Source organism: Nocardioides sp. (genome assembly GCF_035481145.1).
GTDB lineage: Bacteria > Actinomycetota > Actinomycetes > Propionibacteriales > Nocardioidaceae > Nocardioides.
In genome coordinates this window covers 1-8,794 of record NZ_DATIHB010000208.1, presented here as the reverse complement: position 1 = coordinate 8,794, position 8,794 = coordinate 1, and the positions used below count along the sequence as shown (strand labels likewise).

Below are 8,794 nucleotides of genomic sequence, written 5' to 3'. Positions count from 1 at the left end.
GTGCCGAGAGGGCGCGAACCTGCAGGTGGTGGGTGCCGAGGCGGCGCGAACCTGCACGCGAAGGGTGCGTTTGCGCCCTCTCGCCTGCCGAGCGCTCGGTTCCCCTAGGTGCACCCGTCGACCATCCGGAACCGACACGTTGACGCGTCACACACCGTTGGTTGAGCGGGACCGGTGTGCAGGTGACACGTCACTGTGTTGGTACGAGAAGGATGCGTGACCCAACGCGGGGTGCGGGTTCGGGCCGCTTCGGCGTGTGCGGGGTGCAGGTTCGGGCCGCTTCGGCGTCTCCGGGGTGCAGGTTTGCGCCGCTTCGGCGTGTGCGGCGTGCAGGTTTGCGCCGCTTCGGCGTCTCCGGCGTGCAGGTTCGCGCCGGCTCGGCGGATCAGGCGAAGAGCGCGGCGAGCACGAGCGTCGCGGTGAACGTCGTCTCGACGACCGCGCCGTAGACGTCGCCGGTCGTGCCGCCGAAGCGGCGTACGCAGTGCCAGGCGAGCAGGTGGCCGAGCGCGGTGGCGGCGAGGGCGGCGAGCACGAGCCCCTGGACCCGGGAGGCGTCCATCCAGCCGGGCAGCCCGAACAGGCCCGTGGCCACGACGACGAGGCCGACGGCGAGGACGAGCCCGATGACCAGCTGCCGCGACGACACGCTGCCCGCCATGGTCGCGCCCAGGCCGTCGGCGCGGGCGGGGGAATAGCGAGGCCCGCAGAGCACGGGCAGCATCGCCCGGCTCGCGACGAGGGCGACCACGACTCCGGCGAAGCCGCGACCCGACGCGATCAGGTCGCCGAGCGCCACCACCTGCAGCAGCAGGACCACGACGAGTGTCGCGACGCCGAACGGGCCGATGTCCGACTTCTTCATGATCTGCAGCGCAGGCTCGCCACGACGTCCGCTGCCGAGCCCGTCCGCGACGTCGGCGAGCCCGTCGAGGTGCATCGCCCGGGTCAGCACGGCCAGGGCCGCGACCACGAGCACGGCGAGCAGGGCCGCGGAGCCGTGGCCGAAGCGCCACGCGAGCTGCAGCGGTACGCCGACGAGCACGGCCAGCACCAGGCCGGCCAGCGGAGCGAGGGTCATTGCCCGGCCCGCGACCGCCCGGTTGACCAGGCGCGGCGGGGCGACCGGGAGAACGGTGAGGGTGCCGAAGAGCAGCCGGAACGGGTCGAAGAGCGCTGGACGCAGCGGGCGCGTCGCGGGGCCGCGGAGGCCGTCGAGATCGTCGCCGCTCACAGTCGCACCTGCCGTCCGGCCACGCACCAGACAACGTCGTCGACGACGCTGCCGAGTGCGGAGTTGAGTGTGCCCATCTCGTCGACGAAGCGCCGCGTGCCGGGATCGGCAGGCACGACGCCCTGGCCTACCTCGTTGGTGACCAGCACGAGGTCACGCGAGGACGCGTCCACGGCCGCGACCAGCTCCGCTACGTCCGCCCGCAGGGCGCCTGCACCACGGTCCCAGGCGCTCCAGCAGTCGTGCGCGTCCATCGTGCGGGTGAGCCACAGCGTCATGCAGTCGACGAGCAGGGCGCCACCCTCGGTGGAAGCCAGTCCGGCGATGTCGAGCGACTCGACGTCGGCCCACGACGCGGGGCGGCGCGCCCGGTGCAGAGCCACGCGCGAGGCCCAGTCGGCGTCGTCGTCCGCGGCCGGGTATCCCGTCGCGACGTACGTGGTGTCGGGACGGTCGAGCAGGAGCGACTCGGCGTACCGGCTCTTGCCGGACCGGGCGCCACCGATCACCAGGGTCTTCACGCGGGGAACTTACCGCCTAGGCTGGAACCATGAGCCAGTTCGACCAGTCGGGTGTCCGTTCCGCCGAGGCGAAGCCGTGGCGCTGGCGGCTCGAGGACGGTGCGGGTGGCGAGGTCGCTGCTCCGGCCGACCTCGCCGACCAGACGTTCCCGAGCCAGGCAGACGCGGAGTCGTGGGTGGGGGAGTTCTGGCCCGAGCTCGCCGACGCGGGTGTTGCCGCGGTCACGCTCTTCGAGGCCGATCGCGAGGTCTACGGCCCGATGTCACTGTCGGCCTGATGGCGACGCGACGCCTTCTCGGGGCGCTCCTCACGAGTGCGGTCGTGCTCGCTGCCCTGCTGGTCGGGCTCAGGCCGACCGGGGACGGCCCGACGGGGACTGGGCCATCCACGACCGGACCCACGACCGGACCCACGGTCACCGGACCGGTGGTCCCGACGTCGGCAGCCTCCGACGACCACATCAACCGGATCCTCGTCATCTCGCTCGACGGTCTCAACCCGACCGCTCTCCGCAAGCTCGGCAGCACCGGCACGCCAGCGCTGCACCGGGTGATGCGTGAGGGGCCGCGCACGCTCAACGCCCGCACGGCCTACGAGCGCACCGAGACCCTTCCCAACCACACCGGCATGATGACCGGCCGCCGGATCCGGGTCGCGCTCGGCGGCCACGGCGTCTCCTTCAACGACGATGACGCCCGCACAACGGTGCACCGCGCGGCCGGCGAGTACGTCGCCTCGGCGTTCGACGTCGTCCACGACCGTGGCGGCCGCACCTGGCTCTACACCTCGAAGAGCAAGTTCGCCCTCTACAACCGCACCTGGTCGGCCAACGGTCGTGCGGACCGGGTCGGCGTCGACAACGGTCGCGACAAGATCTCGCGCTTCGTCTACGACCAGGACGAGACACGGCTGACCAGCTCTCTGGTGCGGGCGGTCACCTCGGCGACGAAGCCGCGCTACGCGTTCCTCCACCTCGCCGGGCCCGACCGCGCGGGCCACGCCTACGGCTTCATGAGCCAGCGCTACCTCGATGCCGTGAGGGCCACCGATGCACGCGTCGGCCGGGTGATGGCCGCGATCCGCGGCAACGCGGAGCTGCGCGATCACATGGCGGTCATCATCACCGCGGACCACGGCGGACTCGGCGCCTCGCACGGCGACCCGACGCTGGCGGCGGACTACACCATCCCCTTCCTCGCCTGGGGCAAGGGGATGGCGGCAGGCGCCGACCTCTATGCGCTCAACCCGGCGTACGCCGACCCGGGCGCCGGCCGTCCGACGTACGGCGCGGCGGAGCAGCCGGTCCGCAACATGGCGGCGGCCAACCTGGCGATGGACCTGCTCGACCACCCCGCGGTCCCGGGCGCCCAGTTCGACAACCGCATGAACCTGCGCGTCTTCCGGTGACGTCGCACGCGCTTCCCAAGCAGGTCGTGGAGGTCTGCACGACCTGGCTCGACCTCGTCGACGGCCTCGCGCCCGGGCTCGTCACCGGCCTCCACGTCCGCGGCGGTGTGGGATTCGGCGAGTTCGTCCCGGGTGTCAGCGACATCGACATGGTCGCCGTGCTCGCGCACCGCCGGTCGTACGCCGAGGTCGACGCCCTTGCGGAGTCCCACGCGCTTCTGGGTGAGCGAGGACTCGCCGCTCCGCTCGATGGCGTCCACGTGACTGCTTCCGACCTCGCGCGCGACCCCGATGACTGCCCGGACGTCCCGTGCGTGCTGCACGGGTGGTTCGAAGCGGAGGGACGCTACGACGTGAGCCCGGTGGGATGGCACGAGCTCGCCTTCCACTCGGTGCCTGTGCGCGGCGACCTGCCGGCCGTCTGGACCGACCACGACCGGCTGCTCGCCTTCACCCGCAACGCGCTCGCCACGGAGTGGGCCGCCCACGCGTCGTCGCTGGCGAAGTTTCCCGACGAGGCCGCGACCGACGCCGCCACCTGGCACGTGCTCGGCGCCGCGCGGCTGCTCCACCTGGTCCAGACGGGGAGGCAGACCTCCAAGTCGGCCGCCGGCCGCTGGGCGCTCGCGACGCTGGACGAACAGTGGCACCCGGTGCTGCACGATGCCCTCCGCCTGCGCGACGGCCTCCCCGGCACCAGTCCGTACGCCGATCCGGCCGACCGCGGCGCCGACGTCGCGGCGTTCGTGGCGCACGTGGTGGCGTCCGCCTGAGACGGTCACCCGGGTCGGGCCCCGCACGGCCCGTCGCAGCGTCGACCTCAGCTGAACCTCACGTTCGCGCGGTGGTACGTCCCGTCGTCGAGCAGCACCACGAGCTGCCGGCAGGTGCCGGCCCACGCGGTGCTCGTCGTCCAGCCGTAGGTGTAACGGCCCGTCGGCGAGGCGAGGTACTGCAGGCCGCGGCGCGAGGTGGTCGGCGTCCCGGTCGTCAGGCTCGGGGACGTCCCGCAGGTGATGGGCGCCGAGGCCGGGAAGCCCGCTTCGAGCACGCCGAGTCCCTGGAAGCCGCTGAGCGACCAGGACACCTGCACGGTGTCACCTGCACGGACCGTCGCGGTGGACGGAGGGTTGAGGAGCGGCTTGGAGAACCCCGTGAAGGCGTAGACCACGTCGAAGGTGCACGTCGCGCTCGACGCGTGGCCCACGTTGTCGTCGGCAGTCGCCGTGACGGTGCGGGTCGCGATCGTCGAGGTGTCGAGGGCGATCGTCCCGGTCGCCGGAGTCGCCAGGCCGCTGTGGGCGTCGGAGGCGGACCACGCCGCTTGCGCGCTCGATCCGAGGACGACCGCGCTCGGGCAGGAGTCGAAGCCGACGACGGGCGGGGTCGCGTCGACCTGTACCGAGAGGGCCGCCGCGGCCGACACGTTGCCGGCACCGTCGGTGGCTGTGCCTGTCGCGGTGTGCAGGCCGCTGGTGGCGAAGACCTGCGGCAGCGAGTACGACGCGACGCCGCTGCCCGCGCTCCCGTCGACGAGGTCAGGATCGGTCGACCCGTCGAACGAGACGCTCACCTGGTCGGCGAACCAGCCGCCGTCGTCGGCGTACTCCGCGGTGCGGTCGGTGGCCGGCACCGGCAGGGTGGGTGCCGTCTGGTCGACCTTGACGGCTGAGGAGGTCGGCGAGCTGCCGCTGGCCAGGTTGCCGTCGGATGCCGTCACGCGGAACCGCCACACCCCCTCGGGGTGGCCGGCGAACTGACGGGCGTTCGTCGTCGTGGTGCCGACGCTGGCGAAGGCGTGCTGGTCGGAGCGTTGCTCGGTCAGCACCCACGAGAGCGGGGTGCCGTCCGGATCGGTCCCGGGCGTCCAGGTGAGTCCGAAGCTGCCCCGGTTGGGCGAGACGTGGCCAGCGGCGAGGGTCGGTGCCCCGGGTGCTGTCGGCGGCTGGTTCTCCAGGGCACCCGCATCGCAGGCGGCGCCGCGTGGCCGGGTGAAGCCGCGTTGGTCGCTGCTGTCGCAGGAGCTGCCGCCGGCGTCGAACGCCGCGCTTCCGGCACCGAGGGCCATCGTCTTCGTGTCGCCACCCCGGAGCGCCGGGGCCAGCAGCTTGGGGTCGCCGACGGTGAAGTCGGCGCCGCAGGTGCCCGCCGACGGGTGGACGACGTTGTCGCCGAAGTCGAGCACGCTGCCGGCACAGTGGCTGGACGAGCTGCCGAGCACAGAGGCCTCGAGCGACACCGCACCGGCGCTGCTGTAGACGCTGTCCCCGGTGTCGGCGTCGTTCTCGGCCATCGTCACCTGCTCGAGCCGCACGCCGAGGGCGTTCGCCACCGCTCCGCCGTCGCTGCCGGCCTCGTTGCGCCAGAACGTCGAGTCCTCGACCTGGGCGAGGCCGCTCGACCCGTTGTCGAGCGCACCGCCGTCGATCGCCGCCTCGTTCTCGCCGAAGTAGGAGCCGGTGACGATGAGGTCGGCGGAGCCGTTGTTGTCGATCGCTCCGCCGAAGTTGGCGGAGTTGCCGGTGAACGAGCTGCCGTGAACCTCCAGCACGCCCGAGTTGCGGATGGCCCCGCCGGTCGCACGGGCGTGGTTGCTGTCGAAGGTGCTGTCGTAGACGAACATCGTCCCGCTGTTGGAGATCGCGCCTCCGACCTGGACGCCGATGCCGCCGGAGATCAGCCGGACGGTGTTGTTGCGGAAGGTGCTGTCCTGGACGACCGCATAGCCCTCGTTGTTGATCGCGCCGCCCGCACCTCCGTCGACGTCGAACTGGTTCTCCACGACGGAGTCGATCATCGCCAGGGTGCCGGCGGCACTGACCTCCACGGAGGCTTCCTGCTGGCCGGTCGGGGGAGTGTTGGTGATCGTCACGTCCGAGAGCACCGCGGACCCGCTGACCCACAGGTAGGCGCCGTTGAACCCCCAGAACTCGCGCATCGTCAGGTTCTGCATCAGGAGGTCGCCGCTGACATCCGTGAGCCCGAACGACGGCGCGCCGGCTGCGCGCTCGATGATCGCGCCGTTGCCGCGAACGGTGATCGCGCTCGAGGACGGGATGCGAGGCAGCGCGTCCTCGGTGTCGCCGTACCGCTCGGTCAGCGAGTAGGTGCAGCCCGACGACAGGACGATGGTGTCGCCGCCGGGGTACTTCGACTCGTCGTTGGCCAACTCGAAGGCGAGCACCAGGCCCAGCGGTGTGCAGCCGACGAGGATGTCCGGATTCGCGTGGGCGGGTGGGGCCACCGCGAACGGGAGGCCGGCCACGAGCAGGGTCGGGGCGAGAAGGGCGGTGCGGGCGCGGCGTACGTTCATGGGACTCTCCAGACGCGGAGGACCGGCGTCGCCCGAGGGCGCCTCGACAGTTCGAATCTAGGCTGCCGCGGGCCACGCCGTCAGTCACATGTCGCACGTCTGGGGTGGGGTCTGGGGAGGCTAGGCTCAGGCCCGTGCAGACCTATCTCGACTTGCTGACCCGCGTGCTCGAAGACGGCACAGAGAAGGGTGACCGCACCGGCACCGGGACCCGAAGCGTGTTCGGCCACCAGATGCGGTTCGACCTCACGGCTGGCTTCCCGCTGCTCACCACGAAGAAGCTCCACACGCGGAGCATCTTCGGCGAGCTCCTCTGGTTCCTCCGCGGCGACACCAACGTGCGCTGGCTCCAGGAGCGCGGCATCACGATCTGGGACGAGTGGGCCGACGAGCACGGCGACCTCGGACCCGTCTATGGCGCGCAGTGGCGCTCGTGGCCGGCGCCCGACGGCCGCCACATCGACCAGCTCGCCACGGTGATCGACCAGATCCGCACGAACCCGGACAGCCGCCGCCACATCGTCTCGGCGTGGAACCCTGCCGAGGTCGACAACATGGCGCTGCCGCCATGCCACTCGCTCTTCCAGTTCTACGTCGCGGACGGCCGGCTGAGCTGCCAGCTCTACCAGCGCTCGGCCGACATCTTCCTCGGCGTGCCGTTCAACATCGCGTCGTACGCCCTGCTCACGCACATGGTCGCCCAGGTGACCGGCCTCGAGGTCGGCGACTTCGTCCACACCCTGGGTGACGCCCACCTCTACTCCAACCACGTCGAGCAGGCGCAGCTCCAGCTCACCCGCGAGCCGCGCGCGCTGCCGACGCTGCTGCTCAACCCCGACGTGAAGGAGATCGACGCCTTCGAGCTCGAGGACATCACCGTCGAGGGCTACGACCCGCACCCCGCCATCAAGGCCCCGATCGCCGTATGACGACTGCTGCAGGCCGCACGGTCACGATGGTCGCCGCCGTCGCGGAGAACGGCGTGATCGGTGGCGACGACGACATGCTCTGGCACATCCCGGAGGACTTCGCCCACTTCAAGGCGACCACCATCGGCCACACCCTGGTCATGGGCCGCACCACCCACGAGGGCATCGGCAAGCCGCTGCCGGGCCGCACCACGATCGTGTTGACCCGCGACCCGGCATGGCACGACGACGGCGTGCTCGTCGCACACTCGATCGAGGAGGCGCTCGCCCTCGCCGACACGCTGCCCGGCGAGGTGATGATCGGCGGGGGAGCGGCCGTCTACGACGCGGCCATGCCGTACGCCGACGTCCAGGTGCTCAGCGAGATCCCGCTGGCGCCGGAGGGCGACGCCCACTACCCGGCATTCGACCGCGCGGAGTGGGTCGAGGAGCGCAGGGAACAGCGCGACGGGTTCGTCATCGTGTGGTGGCGACGCGCCGCAGAGGACACGGCGCCCGTTTTGACCTGAATGGTGCCCGTGGGTGGCTAATGTTCCGCCCATGCTGGAGCCAGGGCCCGGAGTCGAGTTCGGCCGCTACGTGGTGGTCGGCCGTCCTGCCAACTACGGCGCTGGCTCGCTGGTCCCGGCGCGTGAGACCAGGTCAGGGGCGCGGCGGACCCTCTGGCTGGTCATGCCCCAGGCCGTGGCCGATCCGGTACATCGCGCGGCGGTCTGCCGGGTGGCGACCGTGCTCCGCAAGCTCGAGTCGCCCCACCTGCTGCGCCTGCACGAGTTCGGCGAGGTGGAGGGGCAGCCGTTCTTCGCCACCGCGCCCCTGGACGGCGTCGACCTCGCGCAGGTGTGTGCGCCGGACGGTATCCCGCCCGAGGAGGCCCTCGACCTGATCGCCCAGGTGGGCGCCGGCATCAACCACCTGCACCACGCAGGGCTGGTCGAAGGGGCGCTGGGACCCCACCGCGTGCTGGTCGAGGAGCGTGACGGCCGGATCCACGCGACCGTGGTCCATGCGGCGATCCTCCCCGCGCTCCTCTCGACGAGCGCGCTCTTCGGGAGCCAGAAGCAGGAGGCGCTCGACTTCGGGGCACCCGAGCTGCACCGCGGGGAGGAGTCCACGACGCGTTCGGACGTCTACTCCCTCGGGTGTCTGCTCTGGCTCGCCCTGACGGGGGAGCGACCAGTGGCCTCCCATGCCGGACACCGATCGGCGCCGACGCCGCAGGTGCAGAGCGACGGGCCGGTTGCCGAGGCGCTCAACAGCGTCCTGCAGCGCGCCCTCGCCAAGGACCCCGCCCACCGCTACCGGGATGTGGCTGCCTTCGCGGCGACGATCCGCGCGATCGCGGCCCTCGCCCGCGAGGGAGACGTGGGCGACCTGCCCGAGCGGCTC

9 protein-coding genes are annotated in these 8,794 nt (G+C 71.7%); 6 read left to right on the top strand and 3 right to left on the bottom strand.

Features of this window, described 5'->3' with window-relative positions; all coding sequences use genetic code 11:
- Positions 1-385: 385 nt before the first annotated feature.
- On the bottom strand, positions 386-1,234 hold the full coding sequence (cobS, locus tag VLF38_RS16830; RefSeq protein WP_325272393.1) for an adenosylcobinamide-GDP ribazoletransferase: 849 nt from the start codon (positions 1,232-1,234) through the stop codon (positions 386-388).
- The gene (locus VLF38_RS16825; RefSeq protein WP_325272392.1) at positions 1,231-1,755 is read right to left on the bottom strand and encodes a bifunctional adenosylcobinamide kinase/adenosylcobinamide-phosphate guanylyltransferase; all 525 of its coding nucleotides are present in this window, start codon (positions 1,753-1,755) and stop codon (positions 1,231-1,233) included. Before VLF38_RS16825 ends, cobS begins: the two co-directional genes overlap by 4 nt.
- A 29-nt stretch (positions 1,756-1,784) precedes the next feature.
- Between VLF38_RS16825 and VLF38_RS16820 the strand changes: the two genes are divergently transcribed.
- From VLF38_RS16820 to VLF38_RS16810, 3 genes are read left to right on the top strand one after another with little or no spacing between them, the layout of a single operon-like run.
- Positions 1,785-2,033, top strand: a complete 249-nt coding sequence (locus VLF38_RS16820) for a hypothetical protein (RefSeq protein WP_325272391.1) — start codon at positions 1,785-1,787, stop codon at positions 2,031-2,033.
- Entirely contained in the window at positions 2,033-3,163 is a 1,131-nt protein-coding gene (locus VLF38_RS16815; protein WP_325272390.1) for an alkaline phosphatase family protein, read from the top strand. Before VLF38_RS16820 ends, VLF38_RS16815 begins: the two co-directional genes overlap by 1 nt.
- Complete coding sequence (locus VLF38_RS16810) at positions 3,160-3,936, top strand: aminoglycoside adenylyltransferase domain-containing protein (RefSeq protein ID WP_325272389.1); 777 nt, start codon at positions 3,160-3,162, stop codon at positions 3,934-3,936. Before VLF38_RS16815 ends, VLF38_RS16810 begins: the two co-directional genes overlap by 4 nt.
- A gap of 47 nt (positions 3,937-3,983) precedes the next feature.
- Here VLF38_RS16810 and VLF38_RS16805 read toward each other — a convergent pair whose 3' ends face one another.
- Entirely contained in the window at positions 3,984-6,476 is a 2,493-nt protein-coding gene (locus tag VLF38_RS16805; RefSeq protein WP_325272388.1) for a PxKF domain-containing protein, read from the bottom strand.
- Between the two features lie 134 nt (positions 6,477-6,610).
- Between VLF38_RS16805 and VLF38_RS16800 the strand changes: the two genes are divergently transcribed.
- The 3 genes from VLF38_RS16800 to VLF38_RS16790 all read left to right on the top strand — a co-directional run.
- A complete protein-coding gene (locus VLF38_RS16800) occupies positions 6,611-7,405 on the top strand; it encodes a thymidylate synthase (RefSeq protein WP_325272387.1) in 795 nt (264 codons plus the stop codon).
- Positions 7,402-7,914, top strand: coding sequence for a dihydrofolate reductase (locus VLF38_RS16795; RefSeq protein WP_325272386.1), 513 nt, complete (start codon positions 7,402-7,404; stop codon positions 7,912-7,914). The genes VLF38_RS16800 and VLF38_RS16795 overlap by 4 nt, the downstream gene beginning before the upstream one ends.
- Positions 7,915-7,945: 31 nt before the next feature.
- On the top strand, positions 7,946-8,794 hold an 849-nt coding region (locus VLF38_RS16790; protein WP_325272385.1), incomplete at its 3' end, for a protein kinase domain-containing protein.

Coding starts and splice junctions, on each gene's coding strand:
- VLF38_RS16795 (WP_325272386.1), top strand. CDS start 7,402: ATGACGACTGCTGCAGGCCGCACGGTCACGATGGTCGCCGCCGTCGCG.
- VLF38_RS16805 (WP_325272388.1), bottom strand. CDS start 6,476: ATGAACGTACGCCGCGCCCGCACCGCCCTTCTCGCCCCGACCCTGCTC.
- VLF38_RS16815 (WP_325272390.1), top strand. CDS start 2,033: ATGGCGACGCGACGCCTTCTCGGGGCGCTCCTCACGAGTGCGGTCGTG.
- VLF38_RS16820 (WP_325272391.1), top strand. CDS start 1,785: ATGAGCCAGTTCGACCAGTCGGGTGTCCGTTCCGCCGAGGCGAAGCCG.